Origin of the sequence: Staphylococcus simulans, assembly GCF_025561465.1 — a bacterium.
GTDB lineage: Bacteria > Bacillota > Bacilli > Staphylococcales > Staphylococcaceae > Staphylococcus > Staphylococcus simulans.
Window position 1 is genome coordinate 1494078 of the sequence record NZ_CP095100.1, and the last position, 16170, is coordinate 1510247.

Annotated in this window: 18 protein-coding genes; 7 read left to right on the top strand and 11 right to left on the bottom strand. The window is 34.5% G+C overall.

Annotation, left to right across the window (positions count from 1 at the left end; translation table 11 throughout):
* Positions 1-29: 29 nt before the first annotated feature.
* Complete coding sequence (locus tag MUA87_RS07025; protein ID WP_002480927.1) at positions 30-209, bottom strand: hypothetical protein; 180 nt, start codon at positions 207-209, stop codon at positions 30-32.
* Positions 210-382: 173 nt separating this feature from the next.
* On the opposite strand from MUA87_RS07025, the gene MUA87_RS07030 reads away from it, so the two are divergent.
* From MUA87_RS07030 to brnQ3, 5 genes are all read left to right on the top strand, one after another.
* Entirely contained in the window at positions 383-1198 is an 816-nt protein-coding gene (locus MUA87_RS07030) for a VOC family protein (protein WP_105978039.1), read from the top strand.
* A gap of 25 nt (positions 1199-1223) precedes the next feature.
* The gene (locus MUA87_RS07035) at positions 1224-1427 is read left to right on the top strand and encodes a DUF6501 family protein (RefSeq protein ID WP_002480925.1); all 204 of its coding nucleotides are present in this window, start codon (positions 1224-1226) and stop codon (positions 1425-1427) included.
* Between the two features lie 91 nt (positions 1428-1518).
* Positions 1519-2310 carry an ATP-binding protein gene (locus tag MUA87_RS07040; protein WP_002480924.1) on the top strand — a complete coding sequence of 264 codons (792 nt, stop codon included), beginning with the start codon at positions 1519-1521 and terminating at the stop codon, positions 2308-2310.
* A gap of 12 nt (positions 2311-2322) precedes the next feature.
* The gene (locus tag MUA87_RS07045) at positions 2323-4215 is read left to right on the top strand and encodes a vWA domain-containing protein (RefSeq protein WP_262550366.1); all 1893 of its coding nucleotides are present in this window, start codon (positions 2323-2325) and stop codon (positions 4213-4215) included.
* A 225-nt stretch (positions 4216-4440) separates the two neighbouring features.
* Positions 4441-5784: a branched-chain amino acid-like transporter carrier protein BrnQ3 gene (gene brnQ3 / locus MUA87_RS07050; RefSeq protein ID WP_070463438.1), complete on the top strand. Its 1344-nt coding sequence runs from the start codon at positions 4441-4443 to the stop codon at positions 5782-5784.
* Between the two features lie 57 nt (positions 5785-5841).
* Here the strand turns inward: brnQ3 and MUA87_RS07055 are convergent, their stop codons facing one another.
* The 4 genes from MUA87_RS07055 to MUA87_RS07070 all read right to left on the bottom strand — a co-directional run bounded on the left by MUA87_RS07055 (position 5842) and on the right by MUA87_RS07070 (position 8938).
* The gene (locus MUA87_RS07055; RefSeq protein ID WP_262550369.1) at positions 5842-6762 is read right to left on the bottom strand and encodes a diacylglycerol/lipid kinase family protein; all 921 of its coding nucleotides are present in this window, start codon (positions 6760-6762) and stop codon (positions 5842-5844) included.
* A gap of 125 nt (positions 6763-6887) precedes the next feature.
* Positions 6888-8015 (bottom strand): toxic anion resistance protein, encoded by a 1128-nt coding sequence (locus MUA87_RS07060; RefSeq protein ID WP_156666573.1) that lies wholly within the window; start codon positions 8013-8015, stop codon positions 6888-6890.
* Positions 8015-8653: a 5-bromo-4-chloroindolyl phosphate hydrolysis family protein gene (locus MUA87_RS07065; RefSeq protein WP_002480919.1), complete on the bottom strand. Its 639-nt coding sequence runs from the start codon at positions 8651-8653 to the stop codon at positions 8015-8017. Before MUA87_RS07065 ends, MUA87_RS07060 begins: the two co-directional genes overlap by 1 nt.
* A gap of 15 nt (positions 8654-8668) precedes the next feature.
* Positions 8669-8938, bottom strand: a complete 270-nt coding sequence (locus MUA87_RS07070; RefSeq protein WP_002480918.1) for an acylphosphatase — start codon at positions 8936-8938, stop codon at positions 8669-8671.
* A gap of 158 nt (positions 8939-9096) precedes the next feature.
* On the opposite strand from MUA87_RS07070, the gene msaA reads away from it, so the two are divergent.
* Together msaA and cspA are read left to right on the top strand one after the other, a co-directional pair.
* A complete protein-coding gene (gene msaA, locus MUA87_RS07075; RefSeq protein ID WP_023015218.1) occupies positions 9097-9405 on the top strand; it encodes a regulatory protein MsaA in 309 nt (102 codons plus the stop codon).
* A gap of 351 nt (positions 9406-9756) precedes the next feature.
* Entirely contained in the window at positions 9757-9957 is a 201-nt protein-coding gene (gene cspA, locus MUA87_RS07080; protein ID WP_001831260.1) for a cold shock protein CspA, read from the top strand.
* Positions 9958-10190: 233 nt separating this feature from the next.
* Here the strand turns inward: cspA and lysA are convergent, their stop codons facing one another.
* From lysA to dapA, 6 genes are all read right to left on the bottom strand, one after another.
* Entirely contained in the window at positions 10191-11459 is a 1269-nt protein-coding gene (gene lysA, locus MUA87_RS07085; RefSeq protein ID WP_156666571.1) for a diaminopimelate decarboxylase, read from the bottom strand.
* A gap of 1 nt (position 11460) precedes the next feature.
* Entirely contained in the window at positions 11461-12537 is a 1077-nt protein-coding gene (locus tag MUA87_RS07090) for an alanine racemase (RefSeq protein ID WP_262550370.1), read from the bottom strand.
* Positions 12534-13697, bottom strand: a complete 1164-nt coding sequence (locus tag MUA87_RS07095; protein ID WP_103363804.1) for a M20 metallopeptidase family protein — start codon at positions 13695-13697, stop codon at positions 12534-12536. Before MUA87_RS07095 ends, MUA87_RS07090 begins: the two co-directional genes overlap by 4 nt.
* A gap of 119 nt (positions 13698-13816) precedes the next feature.
* On the bottom strand, positions 13817-14536 hold the full coding sequence (gene dapD / locus MUA87_RS07100; RefSeq protein ID WP_002480910.1) for a 2,3,4,5-tetrahydropyridine-2,6-dicarboxylate N-acetyltransferase: 720 nt from the start codon (positions 14534-14536) through the stop codon (positions 13817-13819).
* A gap of 24 nt (positions 14537-14560) precedes the next feature.
* Entirely contained in the window at positions 14561-15286 is a 726-nt protein-coding gene (dapB, locus tag MUA87_RS07105; protein ID WP_002480909.1) for a 4-hydroxy-tetrahydrodipicolinate reductase, read from the bottom strand.
* Positions 15286-16170, bottom strand: a complete 885-nt coding sequence (dapA, locus tag MUA87_RS07110) for a 4-hydroxy-tetrahydrodipicolinate synthase (protein WP_023015222.1) — start codon at positions 16168-16170, stop codon at positions 15286-15288. The genes dapB and dapA overlap by 1 nt, the downstream gene beginning before the upstream one ends.

The window sequence follows — 16170 nt, forward strand, 5'->3', positions numbered from 1 at the left end:
AGTTAAATCAATCATCGCTGCTTTTAATTCTATAACATATTGAAAACGACAAGTTCTATAATCGCAAGGATGACAAATACGATACATAAAACTCCGAAATGTTGCTTTTTAAACTTCGCATTTTCTTTAATTCGACCTGTGAAATAGTTAATACCGGAGTACGCTGCTACAAGTATCGTTAAAGCGAATAATATCCAGAAAGTAAGCATTATTAATCATCTCCTTTGATCCAAATTTTCAGATCAAACATGCCTTTTCTAATCCTATATACTATTACTATACCTTATTTTGACTGAATTCATTCATTGAACACTTCATCATACAAAAACCACTTCATTTAAGTTATAATGAATGAGAAATCACAAAAGAAGGTGTGGGTAAAATGGCAGGTTTACGAAGTGTCACAATAGGTACTCGAAATCTAGAACAATCAATTTATTTATTTCATGATATTTTAGGATTGAATTATGAAAGACAAGGTTCAAAAAATGCAGTACGTTTTGGTGATGCATTTTTAAGTCCGGGTACAAGAATACACTTTATTGAAGTACCAAACTATTCGACAGAAAATAATCATGTCTTAAGTGTCGGTTTAAGAACACCATCAGATTTAGGATTAGAAGAGTATCAATCAATTTTAGACCAAAATGAAATCAAATATGGTGACGTTACTGAAATGAATAATAATAAACATTTTGAATTTAAAGACGGTAACGGACAATTCTTTGATATCTATTCTAATGAAAATAATAGTGGTGTACCATTAGGTATGCCTACCGATGAAGGTACGGTGAATCCGCTTCACCAAATCCAAGGACTTGGACCAGTGATTGTTCAAGTTAACGAAATGTTGCTGACTTCATCGATTTTATCTAAAGTATTCGGCCTTGATCATTTTGCTGAATACACACCGACTACAGATGATGACTTTAAAGTACAAGTATTTCGAATTGGAGAAGGCGGCTTAGGTGGAGAATTACACATCTTCCAAGCTACAGAATCAATCAATTTACCAGAATATGGTTCGGTCGAACAAATCGAATTTAGTACGCAATCTAAACAAGAATATCGCAATGCGGTCCAACAGCTAGAAACAATTGGCATTCCATATCAAACACTTGAACAACAAGATTCAGAATCAGTTCGTATTACAGAAAATAGTGGATTGTCATTCATCTTAACTTTAGAAAAAGCATAACCTGCACAGAAAGGATTGTGAACATATGTTACACGAAGAATGGAAAGACAAACAACCAATTAAAAAGGTAGAAGTACTGCATACAGACGCTAAAAAATTTACAGTATCTGATATGTTGACTATTGGAAAACAATACGATGTCGTTAACGAAACTGAAGAATATTATCAAATCATTGATAACTCAGGTAAAGTTGGCGGTTATTATAAAGAGTATTTTAAAGAAGTTTAATAAGCAATTTGAATTAAATATTCGATTAGGGACTTGGGCACAATGATGTGCCTCGGTCTATTTTTTGATGTATGAAAAGGAGAAATTTTAAATGGCACAACATCAGTATATTAATGCCGATAAAACAGTATTTGGTGACGCATATGCAATGATGCGCTTAAATAAAAACATTTTATTAAAAGGACCAACAGGGTCAGGTAAAACGAAACTCGCAGAATCATTAAGTGAAGATATTAATATTCCAATGCATCAAGTCAATTGTTCTGTTGATTTAGACGCTGAAAGTTTACTAGGTTTCAAAACTATCCAAACAAGTCCAGATGGCAATCAAGAAATTGTCTTTATTGATGGGCCTGTTATCCAAGCGATGAAAGAAGGACACATTCTATACATTGATGAAATCAATATGGCGAAACCTGAAACACTTCCTATCTTAAACGGTGTGCTAGACTATCGTCGCAGTCTTACAAATCCGTTTACTGGTGAAATTATTAAAGCAAAACCTGGTTTTAATGTCATTGCAGCAATTAACGAAGGTTATGTAGGTACATTACCGATGAACGAAGCATTAAAAAACCGTTTCGTTGTTATTCACGTCGACTATATTGATGGCGAAACATTAAAAACAGTTATTAAAGAACAAAGCCGCTTAGACGATGATGCACTTATTTCAAAAATTGTCGCATTTAATGAAGACTTACGTACTATGACAAAACAAGGGCAAATTTCTGAAGAAGCTGCAAGTATTCGTGCATTGATTGATATGAGTGATTTAGCAACAGTCATGCCGATTGAACGTGCAATCCAACGTGCGATTATTGACAAGTTAGAAGATGAACGTGAACAACAAGCGATTATTAATGCAATAGAATTGAACTTTTAGTGAGGGATTTTTATGACCAATCGATTTATCAAGTTTAATGATGAAATCTTAGACGCTAAAAAAGTGATGATGTTGCAAGACCTTGCACGTTTACTTTTGGAAAATAATCAAACGCATGTCAAAATTCAAAAATTCCCTTATTATGATCCGATTGATAATGAATTAATCGCTAGTGTCTTCTGGACACACCGTCCAAGTCATATTGAAATTACTGGACTAAAGACAGATGTTTTACTTGCGACCTATGGTTATCGATTAATGGATGAATTTATTGTGAATGAAGTACTAGATAATCAAGAATTTAAACATCCAAGCTTCTTTAAACAAGTCTTCAAATTATTAGAAGATATGCGTGTGCTAAATGCGATTGTTAAAATTCGCCCAAGTATGAAAGATGCAATCGCTTTGCGCAAACAAATTCGTCTTAACTATACTGAGTCACAAATCAGTGTTTATCGCACAAAAACAACTTATACTGATTTAATCTTCTTATATTTAGAGAAATCACTATTAACTGAAGACTTTTATGAAGTGCCTAGTATTAGACCTGATTTAGATCCAATCTTACAAAGTATGTATATGTATCTGCCTAATTTCTTTATGAACTACACATCAGAAGACAATAAGTTCTTAGCTGAACGTATTATGTATCAGCTTGATGACTTATTAGATGAAGACATGCTAAATGAGTATTATTACATTCCACGTAAAGTTTATAAAGAAATCCAAGCTGAAACTTTCGATGACCTTAAACGTGTGGATGCAGCAAATGTTGACGGTAAAGATGACACAGATGAAGATGATGACATCGAGACAGCTGAAGCTGACACCAAAGCACAAGACTCTAAATCGCAAGGTGGTTCTTACCTAGAAATGGAACTCCATGAAGGCGAGAACAGTGAAGCTGTCAGTGATAATGACAACGCACGTGAAGGTGATGCTTCTGATGATATGACAGATATGATGACTAAAAAGGGTAAAGGATCAAATGAGACCATAGATAATGAGTCGGGTGGCCAAACAGGTGCTTCATCACAACCTTTTGCCTTAAAAGGTATCAATGAAAATGTGGAAATTAAATGGAATGTGCCGGAAATAACAGCTGAGGATCGTGCAGCATATCACGAAGTAGAACGAGAAGTACAATACGAAATCAAGGATTTAACACAAATCATTGAAAAAACGATAGAACGTGAACAAGTTGATGAACGTCATAACCTTACTAAAGGACGTTTACAAAGAGACTTAATCAATTGGTTTATTGATGACCAATATAAAATGTTCTATAAAAAACAAGATTTAAGTCGTTCCTTCGATGCGACATTCACATTACTTGTTGATGCATCAGCAAGTATGATTGATAAAATGGAAGAAACAATCAAAGGTGTCGTATTATTCCATGAAACCTTGAAAAAACTGAATGTAAAACATGAAGTTTTAGCATTTAATGAGGATGCATTTGATGCTGATGACAAATCGCAACCTAATATTATTGATGAAATTATCAATTATAATTATTCTATCGGTTCAAAAGACAGCGCTAGAATAATGGAATTAACGCCACAAGATGATAATAGGGATGGTGTCGCAATCAGAATTGCAAGTGAACGCTTATTAAGCAGACCGCATCACCAACAATTTTTAATCATCTTTTCTGATGGTGAACCTTCAGCATATAATTACGATCAAGATGGTATTATTGACACGTACGAAGCTGTTGAAGAAGCTAGAAAATATGGTGTTGAGATATTTAACGTATTCTTAAGTCAAGAAGAAATTACCGAAGATATTGAACGTACCATCCATAATATTTATGGACAATACGCTTTATTTGTAGAAGGTGTTGAGAACTTACCGAGTCAACTTTCACCTTTATTGAAAAAACTATTATTGAAGTCTGTCTAAAGACCTTATACAATACGCATACAAAACACAATAAGACATTATCTTGTTGATTGTATGCGTATTATTTTGTTTTAAAATTAGTAAAATGACATATTTCACTGATTATGTAACAAATTTCGCGTGATACTTTTTAAATTTTCTGAAAGTTTATATGGCAATTCCTAGTGCATTATGCTAAAATAAAGCAATATTTAAGATTTATAGTAACAGAAGGAGCACATCAAAATGAATAAAAACACATGGATTATCGGGTTTACCTTGTTTGCCATCTTCTTTGGCGCCGGAAACCTTATCTTCCCACCAAACTTAGGACTAGATAGCGGTCATTATTTCTGGCCAGCTATTCTCGCATTTGTATTAACGGGAATCGGGCTTCCGTTATTAGGTGTGGTAGTAGGTGCTTTAGATAAACAAGGTTATATCGGATCATTTAATAAAATATCACCTATTTTCTCAGTAGTATTCCTAGTGGCTATTTATTTAACAATCGGACCGTTGTTCGCAATTCCACGTACAGCGTCAACATCATTTGAAATGACTGTTACACCGATCATTAATACAAGCAGCCCAATTGCGTTATTTATTTTCTCAGTTATTTATTTCGCAGTAGTATTATATCTTTGTTTGAGTCCCGGTAAAATGGTAGACCGTATCGGTTCATTATTAACGCCAGCATTGTTGATTACAATCATTGCTATGATTATCAAAGGATTTATGGATTTCGGTGGTAATCCATCTAGCCATGGTACAGAAGCATATACATCAACATTAACTGGTTTCTCTCAAGGTTTTACACAAGGTTACCTTACAATGGATGCAATTGCCGCAATTGCTTTCTCTATGATTGTAGTAAATGCAGTTAAAGCAACAGGAGTGACACATGCTGATACAATCTTCAAACAAACAGCAATGGCAGGTGTAATTGCAGCAGCTGGTTTAATGTTCATTTATATTTCTCTAGGTTATATCGGTAACCATATGGTTGTATCTCCAGAGAAATTAAAAGATTTAGCAGCACATGACCAAAACGTCGGTACATACTTACTGACTACAATTGCCGGAACTGGTTATGGTGAATTTGGTAAATACTTATTAGGTATCATCGTTGCACTTGCTTGTTTAACAACAGCATGTGGACTTGTAGTATCAGTAAGTCAATACTTCAATAGTATTTTCCCTAAAATCTCTTACAAAGCTTATGTATTAGGCTTTACTGGTATCAGTTTAGTACTTGCTAACTTAGGTTTAAACCAAGTTATTCAACTTTCAATTCCAGTATTGATGATTTTATATCCAATCGGAATTACAACTGTATTATTAATTTTGATGGCACGATTTGTTCCAATGAAACCAATCGTCCAACAATTTACAATTATTGTGATTACAATTACATCATTAATTAGTGTAGCGGTTGCTAAAGAATGGATTCATTTTGGAGCTTGGAGCAAATTACCACTTGCTAGCAACAGCCTAGAATGGTTCCCAATTGCGATTGTAGCTGTAATTATCGGGTACTTAATCAGCTTAGGCGCAAAAAATCAAAAACCAATCGTTTACGAAAAAGAATAATTCTATAAATCTAGAACGGGAGTGTACAAACCATACGTACACTCCCGTTTTCTATTCTTATTCGTTTTCTATATCTACATACAATAGTTTTACTTTGTCTTTTAACAATTTAATTTCAGCAGGCGTATCAAATAATATTTCTCCATCAATGTCCATTTTAGTATTTGGAGTCGTTTCTAAAGTTGCTTCATCAGTGGATACTAATGTGATATTCTCAGTGATATCATTCCAATTCATACTGTCTTTCACGTGGAAGAAATCCTTAATTAAACTCATATTATGATTTTTGAATAGGAAGATATTCATTTTACCATCGCAAGGGGATAAGTCTTCTAAAGGAATTCTGCTTCCACCGACAAAATTACCATTTGCGATGAGAATCATGGATGTTTCTCCTGAATAACTTTCACCATTTGCTTTAACTTCATATTTATAGGTTTCAGGATCAGCAATTACTTTTAAAGTAGTAAAGATATAACTTAACTTACCAAAAACTTTCTTACTGTTTGAATCTACATTTTCTGCATTTTCTACCATCATACCGATTCCGGCAAAGTTTAACGCAATATGACCATTAATATCTAATACATCAAAAGATTTCACTTTAGCTTCAAGCAATTGTTGTGCTGCTTGTACAGGTCTAGCAGCCAAATTTAATGTTTTAGCAAAATCATTAAACGTTCCGCCTGGAATAATGCCGATAGGAATATTCAACTCATTTTTTACGACGCCGTTTACTAACTCATTAACTGTACCATCGCCGCCTAAGATAAAGAAGATATCATATGAATGGTCATCATTTTGTGCTACAGTATCACAAAACTTTTTAATATCTCCTTCTTCTTTACTTAATTTAATTGTTAAATCATCACACATTTGAACTAAGCTTTCTGTTACTTGTCCAATAGATTTATACAGGTTGCCTTGACCTGCAGCTTGATGATAAAACAAAACACCTTTATTGAAGTGTCGTGTCATTAGTTACCAGACTCCTTTGAACTTATCTCGTTATACTTACCCAAAAATTAATATTGTTCAATCATACAAAAGAAAAAACGATTATCTTTCACCAAAACGGTAGGGGAGATAATCGTTTTTGTTTGTTATTGTACTTTATTTTCTTTCATTGTTAATAAGCGGTCTTTCATATCCGCTTCTAAATGTTGCAATTCTTGTTCAGCTTGTTGACGTTTTTCACGACCTTCAGCTTGAATTTGCAATGTTTGTTCAACTGTTTCAATAATATTCTCGTGTGTTGATTTTAATGTTTCAATATCAACAATTCCACGTTCATTTTCAACAGCAGTATCCACTGCATTTTGTTTTAACAACTCTGAGTTCGCAGTTAACAGGTCATTGGTAGTATCAGTAACTGCACGTTGGGCTGACATTGCTTGTCGTTGACGCATCAATGTTAACGCAATAGCCATTTGGTTTTTCCACAATGGAATACTTGTCAAAATTGAGCTTTGAATTTTTTCGGCAAGTGTTTGGTTCACATTTTGAATCATACGAATTTGTGGTGCAGTTTGTAGTGATATTTGTCTAGATAACTGTAAATCGTAGATACGTTTATCTAAACGATCCGCAAATTGTTCTAAATCAGCTACTTCTTGAATATCCATTTGATTGCCTGATTCATATGCCTTTTGTCTTTTCTCAGGTAATTCTTGTTCTAAGATTGCTTGTTTCTTTTCTTGTGCCGCTGCAATATAAAGATTAAGTTCTTCAAAGTAGTCTTTATTTTGATCATATAGACCGTTTAATAATTGAATATCTCTGTTCAATCCATCTTTATGATTTTTTAATTCAACAGAAATACGGTCTACTTGAGAGCCAACTGATTGCATTCTTGAGAAAATTTCATTCGCAGAAGCTTTAGCGCGTTTAAAAATTTTCTTTATGAAAGAATCTTTTTCTTGTTTAAAGTCATCGGGTTGTACTTCTTTAAGTTTTACCATTAATTGATTTAATGTATCTCCGATAGGGCCTGTATCTTTAGACTTTACTTCAGTCAGCATTTTATGTGCGAAAGTCGACATACTAGATTGTGCATTAGAACCGAATTTCATCAGTGAGTCATAATTCATCGGTTCAATCTGATTTGCCAACTCTTGAATTTTCTTTTGTTGTTCTGGCGTGAAATCTTTATTAGCCTCCATGAGTGTCTGGTCATTTGAAATCTGGCTCTGTAACTCTGGATGTGTCGGCATTTCATTTTCGTTAGCCATTAATCATGCTCCTTTCTTTGTAAGTGACGTTGTTGCTCTATTTTATTCATTTCCATTTCAACATCAAGACGTGTATAGTCTTCTTCATTTAATCGCTTTAAATCAGCAACTAAAGTTCTTTTAACTTCATCTAAGGTAATACGTGTTTGTTCTAACTTTTGTTTTTCTTCTTTAGATTTTGCTGGCATTTTTGCCAATCTTGTATAGCTTTCAATCAAGTTCAACGCATTGTCTAAGTGCGAATAGAAAAAGCTATCAACAATAAAGAACTTTTGTGGTTGCTGTCTCACCGTAAAATATATCGTTCGTGCTAACCTATGAATTTCGTTAACTTGCTTGAAATCTTTTATTGATCGCACATTGATAAAGGATTTTAGTAGTTTTCTAACTTTTGTTTGCGCATTATTTAAATGGTGACGCACAAATCTAAAGTCTCTTCGTGTTAATCCTATTTCATTTAAATATTTTTTGGATGTGAAAAATTGAGTAGGAAGGTAAAAAGCAAAGAATGCTGCAATACCAATTCCTAAATCATATACAAATAATATATCGAATGCATAAATACTTGTGAGCCAAGCGACAATAGCAGCTGGAACACCTACAAGTGTTCCATAAATTCGAGAAATATAATATCTCAATTTACATCTTCCTTTTTAAATAGTTCTAAATCTTTCTAAAGATGAATCTGTATCTAGATGTTCAATGTTGTAGTCTGTGACATTGGAAGCAGGGGAAGCACCCTCGATTATCGCTTGTGTGAATTGTTCGAGTTCTTGTTCTTCACCTTGGGCATATATTTCTACATATTGCTCAACATTTTGTACTGTTCCTGTAATATGATATTTTTGTGCAAGGCGTTCAGTAAAATAACGGAATCCGACACCTTGTACTTGTCCAAATACTTGAATTTTTCTACGTTGCATAAGATCACCTCTTTGTTTTATTATACGAATTTTCAGGGCAAAAAACTAATATTTACTACACAACCCAATATCTATAAATACAAACACATTTCTTGAAATTATCTCTTCAATAGTTAAGAATATAAAGAGAAATGATTTTCTAAAAAGGGGATTTTAAAGTGTGGACAGTCAATATAATCAGAGCTGACTATGAGGGATGGTGGTTGTTCGATGATTGGCGCGATAATATCTATGAACAATTTCAATTTGAACAATATGAGGATATGCTTAAAAAATACAGAGAACTGATTTGTTTGTCTAAAATGAAGTTTGATAATTTCATAAAAGGTAAGTACAACATTTATGCATTCTACAATAATTGTGATATGGGGTTTTGTGAAGATTGCGATGAAGATATGCAAATATTTTATAGCTTTATCGTATTATATAATAACGAAGTATATTACGACCTCCCAATTATTGACTAATTATTTTTTACTATTTGTATTGCAATGATATGGGGAATGCACTATAATGGGTTTTAAGCAATAGTTTTATTCCATATTGCAAAGAATATTTAGCTCAAACACATATAGAACATACCGATAACATTGCTTTTGCGTGATCTGCAACTAAGGGTGGTATCGTAAGATTTATATTGAGTCATGAACAGTTATTAATCCACCTGCAGCATATACATAAGACTGTTGAAAAGTGATTAGAATGATATAGATATCAAGATTTACTTTTGTGGTTTTACAATACTCTAATTATCGTAAGTATTTTTTGTAATATGCGAATAAGCATATTGAATTTTAGTCTTGGAGGTTTCACAAATTATGAAACAAGGTACAGTTAAATGGTTCAACGCTGAAAAAGGATTCGGTTTTATCGAAGTTGAAGGAGAAAACGATGTATTCGTACACTTCTCAGCAATTAACCAAGAAGGTTACAAATCATTAGAAGAAGGTCAATCAGTAGAATTTGAAGTAGTTGAAGGCGACCGCGGTCCTCAAGCTGCAAACGTTGTTAAACTATAATTAATAGATGGCTTTTATTGATTATTAAACACTTTACACTTTGTAAAGTGTTTTTTTCTTTGTCTTTTTCCTTTTTTGGCTTTATCCCCAATATAAAACGGAAGGGAAAATTAAGATAATGATACATTGTTGTTTCTTGGAAAAGAGTGATTTTTCTTCTGTTAATTTAGTAAATCTCGTATAATACAAAAAACGAACTGATCTCATCTCAGTTCGTTTTTTACATTTATGATTTATTTTACTTTTGTATCATTAATAATTAATTGACGTAGTGATTGACGTTTGATAACTTCTCTTGCTTTACCATCTTTCACAAATAAGACTGCAGGTTTCTGCATTTGGTTATAGTTAGATGACATAGAGTAGTGATATGCACCTGTTGATAATATCGCAAGGTAATCGCCACGATGAACAGATGAAGGTAATTTCACATCTCGCGCAATAATATCGCCAGACTCACATAATTTACCAGAGATAGTGACTGTATCGTCCGCTTCTTCATCACGATTAACTAATAAGGCATCATACTTTGCACCATATAATGCTGTACGGATGTGATCACTCATACCACCGTCAATAGATACATATTTGTTAATACCAGGAATTTCTTTAATTGTACCGACTTCATAAAGCGTTACACCAGATTCTCCCACAATAGAACGTCCTGGTTCAATACCAATTGTTGGTAGTGGATAATCTGCTTCTTTCGCAATATCTTTTAAAGCATCTGTAATTTCTTTGATACCTGACTCGATAGGGAAGCTGACATCACCTTCAACATAACGGATACCGAAGCCGCCACCAATATTTAGTAAATCCACTTCTAAATTCAAATCTTTTAACCATTTAATCACAATTTTAGCTGTTTCAATCATTGCTTCTGTGCCTTCAATTTGAGAACCAATATGGAAATGGATACCTTTTAAGTTTAATTTATCGCTATTTTGAATTTTTTCAATCGCTTGATCTGCTAAACCATAGCGAATAGATAAACCAAATTTACTATCTTCTTGGCCCGTTTGAATAAATTCATGGGTATGTGCTTCTACACCAGGATTTACACGTAGTACAACATCAGCTGTTTCTGATGCATATCTATTAATTAATTCGATTTCATCTAAAGAATCAATCACGAAATAACCGATTTTACTTTCTAATGCATAACGAATTTCGTGTTTTGTTTTGTTATTACCATGGAAGTGGATGTTTGCTGGGTCGTAACCGGCTTCTAAAGCAGTATAAAGTTCACCTTCAGATACAACATCTAAGCTTAATCCTTCTTCTTGTACAAGCTTAACCATTTGTAGGCAAGTAAATGCTTTTGAAGCATATGAAATATTATAATCAAGGCCGCTAGCTTCAAATGCTTCTTTATATCTGCGCATTTGATTACGGATTTGGTCCTCATCATAAACAATCAGTGGGGTACCGAAGCTTTGAGCAATCATTTCTAAACTTGTGCCACCCATTGTTAATTTACCATTTTTATATTCTACAACCATTTTATCGAATCTCCTTTATCAAAGAATCATGGTTTAGCGCACTTAATTGTTCAGAGTTCGCGCCGACACCTTTAAACGTATATTCATCAATACGCATATCTTCATTATATAGTATCACTTCATCTTGTGCAGTAACGGTTTCATCAACCGCAACGAACATATGACTCATCATCAAAGCTTTGATAGGGTAACGTTTACCATTAATAATGGCTTCGTGTTTAGCTCTGGTTCTTAAAATACCGTCACCGTAACCCATATCAACAACCGCAAGTTTTGTATGATCTTGTTCGACTTCATACGCAAAGCTATAGCCGCAATAGTCACCTTTATTTACATCTTTGACTTGAATCACATTACCTTTAACAGTAAGTGATTGACTGATAACGTCTTCTGATAAGCTGCTGTAAGGTCTTGAGCCATATAAAGCAATACCGACACGTGCATGCGTGTGATGCGGTAAAAGTTGTTGTTCTTCTCGATAAAATGAAGCACTGTTTTGTGCATGAATTAAATCAAAATGATATCCCTCAGAAAGTAATGCATCGACAACGTCAACCCACGCTTGTTTTTCAATACCATATTCAGGAACATCAAATTCATCTGCGTAACCAAAATGTGTCCATAAACCACTGATAATCATCTGATCTTCATTTTGGTTATTCGCATGATCTTCAAGTACTTCTTTAATTTCTTGTATGGTTTTAAGCCCAGAACGATGAAGTAAGTTCTCAAATTCTAAGTGAACATGGATACCTTGTAACTCTTCTTTATATTGATAGTAATAAGTTAAAGAGGGCAGGGTCATGTGAATATGATTATCTCTTACCGCATCAAAATCATAAACAGCGTTCATTAAAAAAATCGTCGCATTTGGCGCAATTTTTCTGACACGAATAGCTTCAGCAAGTGAAGTTGTGCTGAATGTATCAATGCCAGCTTCTAAAAAGGCTTCTACAGAAAATTCTAACCCATAGTTATAAGCATTGTTCTTCACAACGGCCATTAAATTTTGGTTATGACGTACTTTTTTCGCATTATCTATAAATTGTTGACGGTTTACCGACCAAATTGCTGTCATGAAGAAACCTCCTTGCCATATTGGAATAATAGATTTTCATAATAATCCGCAATACGGATTAATTGTGCTTCGTCGAAGTTAAGTTTCGGTGTATGCAAACCATGTACCCAGTCATTTGCTTCATTACGAATACCGACAAAAGCAAAGTAACTTGGCGCAATTTGGCTATAGAAACTGAAATCTTCACCGAATAAATAAGGTTTTTCTAATTCTACTACATTAAAGTCCGCATCTTTTAAAGCTTTAACGACACCATCATGTAAAGTAGGGTCATTAAAAGTAGGTGGGTAACCTTCTTCAAACTTCACTTCGCAATTAACACCAAATAATAATTGTACACTTTGTGCAATTTTAGACATTTGGTCTTTTACTGCTTGTAGATCGTTTGTGTCATACGTACGAATTGTACCTTCTAAGTAACCTTGACTAGGGACTGTGTTAATCGCTTCACCAGCATTAAAACGACCAATATGAACTATATTTCTTTGTAAACCATTCAAATGATATTGTTGAATTTGACTCACTTGGTTTAATACATGGATTAAACCTTCACCACATGAGCGTCCTTGTTCTTTATTCGCAACGTGGCTAGATTGTCCTTTTAAGAAGAAGCGATATTCTGTAGCGCTCGCAGTAATTTCTTCATTCATAATTGTTACAGTGCCTTCATCATTAAACGGCATAACATGGATACCAAAAACCGCTTCGATTGGATGATGATCAAATGCACCAGCTTTGATCAAACGGTTAGCACCTGCGCCTGTTTCTTCAGCAGGTTGAAAAATAAACACTACATTTTGCGGTAATTCGCCTTTGTCAAATAAAGCTTTGCATCGTCTGACAAATAAGAGTAGGGCAGTTGTATGGCCATCATGTCCACACGCATGCATCACATTTGCTTTTGAACTTTTAAAGTCGATGTCATTTTCTTCATCAATCGGTAAAGCATCAATATCGGCTCTAAACGCAATTGTATGATTACCGTTACCTTTTAAGTGTGCAACGACACCTGTTTCTAAAGGACGTTCATAAGGTACGCCGATAGATTCTAAAAAAGCGATGATATGATTCGTTGTTTCGTATTCTTCCAAACTTAGTTCTGGGTTTTGATGTAAATGGCGACGATGTTGTGTTACAAATTCTAATTCAGTTTGTGTCATAATATCCTTCCTTTTGTCTTACTTAATAATATGTATAAAAGGCGTATGTGAGGCTCTGCAAAACGCACACGATACGCCTTTTTTGATTTATTTAATAGTTGTTAACGTCTGGTTTTTGATTAGTCATTTAATTTACGTAAAGCAGATACGATTTCGCGTTTAGAATCTTCAACTTCAGAAGTTTGTTTGATTACTTTCGCTGGTGTACCTGCAACTACAGTACCGGCTGGAACGTCTTGTGTCACAATTGCACCTGCAGCAACAATTGCGCCTTTACCAACACGAACGCCTTCTAAGATAACTGCATTGGCACCGATTAATACATCATCTTCAATTACAACAGGGGAAGCACTTGGTGGTTCGATAACACCTGCTAATACAGCACCTGCACCGACATGTACATTTTTACCTGTTGTTGCACGACCACCTAATGTCGCACCCATGTCGATCATCGTACCTTCGCCGACTACCGCACCGATGTTGATTGTTGCGCCCATCATCACAACTGCACCATCTTCGATAATCGCTTGTTCACGAATGAATGAACCTGGTTCAATACGCGCGTTTGTATGACGTAAATCTTTTAGTGGAATCGCAGAGTTGCGACGATCCATTTCAATTTCTACATCTTCAATGTAGTTTTGATATTCGTCATAGAATTTATCCCAGTCATCTGCTTCACAGAAAATCACTTTAGAATCTTCTCCGCCGAATACTTTAAATGATTCAGGGAATTCTACGTTTTTGAACGCTCCGTTAATATAAACTTTTAGTGGTGTTGATTTTTTCGCATCACTAATATATTGAATAATCTCCTCAGCTGTTAAATCTTTTGCCATGGTAAAAACCTCTCCTTTGTTTAATTAATTATTTAAATTATCAAATGTATAATACCCATTTGGTTTAGAAACCAATCGCTCAGCGGCTGTAATTGCACCGTTCGCAAAGATATCTTTTGATTGTGCACGATGTGTTAATTCAATCGTTTCATCGACACCAGCAAACAATACTTCATGTTCACCAACAATTGTACCGCCACGAACAGCACTAATTCCGATATCTTCAGGTTTTCTACGTTCAGTTGTTTGTGAGCGATCATAGACAGGATTTACTTCTTTAATATCTTTGATAACATCTAACAATTTAATCAATGTACCACTTGGTGCATCTACTTTTTTATTATGATGTGCTTCGATTAATTCGATATCGTAACCTTGTAAAAGTGGTACGGCAACTTCTAATAATTTTGTCATGACATGGATACCATAACTCATATTTGCACTAAAGAAGACTGGCATGTCTTTACTTAATGCTTGTAGTTTTTCTTGAATTTTTTCTTTTTCACCCGTTGTAGCTACAACAACTGGTAATTTGAAATCTTGGTCTAATAACGGTAATAATAATTCCGGATTAGAGAAATCAATCGCTACTTCAGCATCTTTTGCTTCACTGATTTGTGAATAAGTAGGGTAGGGATAGTCATTTTCAGGATCTGGAACGATAACACCTACAATTTCATGTCCTTGCTCTTCAGCCAAACGTGCCACACGTTTGTTCATTGCACCATATCCGATTAACAAAATTTTCATTAAAGTTCACCTGCTTTATATTTGGCATATGCTTCTTCAAGTTGTTTACGGTCTGATTCTTCTAAAGTCACTAACGGTAAACGTACTTCGTAGTTACCGAATCCTTCAACAGCAGTAAGTGCTTTGATTGGGATAGGGTTAACATCTACTGATAACGCATTTAACAAACGGTTAATTGGTTCGAAATCTTTATCAATAGATTCGCCACGTTTTGCTTTTTCATAAAGTGCTTGGAAATCACCAGGAATCGCGTTTGCGACAACTGAAATTACACCATGGCCGCCTTCAGCGTAATAACGTACAACATTGTCATCGTTACCGCTATATAATGAGAACTCAGATAAGTCTAAGCGTTCTTTTAACGCACGGTGATGTTCAAAATCATTAGTCGCATCTTTCAATGCTACAATATAAGGATTTTTCGCTAACTCAACCATTGTTTCTACATCAATTCTCATATTTGTTCTTGATGGTACATCATATAAAACAACAGGTAGTTCTACTGCATCTGCCACTGTAGTGAAGTGGGCGATTAAACCACGTTGGCTTGTTTTATTGTAGTAAGGTGTAATCAGCATAATTGCATCTGCACCTAATTCTTTAGCACGTAATGAAGCATCTAAAGATTTTTTAGTTGAGTTTGTACCTGTACCAGCAATAACAGTTGCTCTGCCATTCACTTGTTTAATAACTGCTTCTAATACTTTTTCTTTTTCATCTTCAGTTAAAGTAGGGTTCTCTGCAGTTGTACCATTTACAATAATCGCTTGAATATTATTGTCTAATAAATAATTAACATGTTTCTCTAATGCTTGATAATCGACTTCATTATTTGTGAATGGGGTCGTAAGAGCTACCCCAACTCCTTCAAATAAACGACTCAT